Consider the following 1,237-nt stretch of genomic DNA (forward strand, 5'->3'; position numbering starts at 1 on the left):
CTTGCTGCTGAGGGACAATATTCTCGATAATAATTTCATCAACTTCATCTTCAGGGTCAATATCGACTTCGCATTCTGCAACTTTAGTGACCGTAAAGATAAACCCTTTTCCTCTTACAGTCGTGATGGCTTCACCAGACAACCCGATATCTTGCAATGCTTTACGTAATAATGAAATATTTTGATACAGTGTGTTCGGTGTGACATTCACACCATTATCACCCCAAGCAATTGAATACAAATCACTTTGCGATATTATCAAACCAACTCTATTAACAAACGCCTCTAGTAATTGTGCTGTTGGCACGTTGATCTTAATGCGAGCGCCACCCAAAGAGGATGAGAGGATACCACTTTCAGGGTAAAATGTAATATTATCATTTATAGTATAACATTTACTCATGCCAATTATTTCCAATGATACGTATCAAAAATTTATTATAGATAGTCAGCAATAATAATCAATAAAAGAGAACATTGCGATGGCAAATCTACCAAGGGTTAGCAGTTCGTCACAAAGGTTAATCTGACTCGAATTGACAATATCAGATTAAGTAAGATACGACCCATTGAGAGTATTGTGCAGTACCTCTCTGCTAAGACTACTTTTTTCACAGTAAACAGAATGAGTAGCGACAGATGAAATGCAACTTGAACTTACATTTCGTTTCCAGGGTTGAAGAACGACGAGCCAGGATTCTCATCACAATTTTAAATATTACATACCATAACGACTCGAGCAATATAGCAGTTAAATGACATGTGCTATCTAAAGTAAGAACTGTTTGTAAAAATTAAAACCATCAACAATTGTACTCATCAGCAAGTCTACCGTGGCGAGCAATATATAAATGGAATGCTTTTTGTAGATATCCCATAATAGCCCTCCTCTTTTTTCGAGAACGTAATTTGCATTTTTCTATTTGGTGTGGTGTAGAACTCATGGATCATGATTTCATTAATCAAAGTATCATCAATACTATTTACCTCGCTAGCCCAATTATTTACTGACCTTAATAAGAGTATATCATTAATCGAGTAGACGTAAAAAATAATCCTGCGACTAATCACCCCTATACTCTTATGATCCTTATAAAGCTTACCATCAATAGAAACAATACCATTAGTAGAATTGACTGAAAAATCAATGTTAACATTGGCAACCATACCAGGTACATTACTGTGAATGATGACTTCAGCATTACATTTTATTACATTTAATCCTCTCTCTTTTTCA

General features: G+C 35.2%; 2 protein-coding genes. Both read right to left on the reverse strand.

The window, feature by feature from the left end:
• On the reverse strand, positions 1 to 403 hold a 403-nt coding region (locus tag V1952_RS21930), incomplete at its 3' end, for a winged helix-turn-helix domain-containing protein (protein WP_420075560.1).
• A 425-nt stretch (positions 404 to 828) separates the two neighbouring features.
• Positions 829 to 1,237 (reverse strand): hypothetical protein (locus V1952_RS21935; protein WP_420075561.1); only part of this gene is annotated, 409 nt, incomplete at its 5' end.

Origin of the sequence: Yersinia sp. 2542 StPb PI (genome assembly GCF_048593855.1) — a bacterium.
Classification (GTDB): Bacteria; Pseudomonadota; Gammaproteobacteria; order Enterobacterales; family Enterobacteriaceae; genus Yersinia; species Yersinia enterocolitica_E.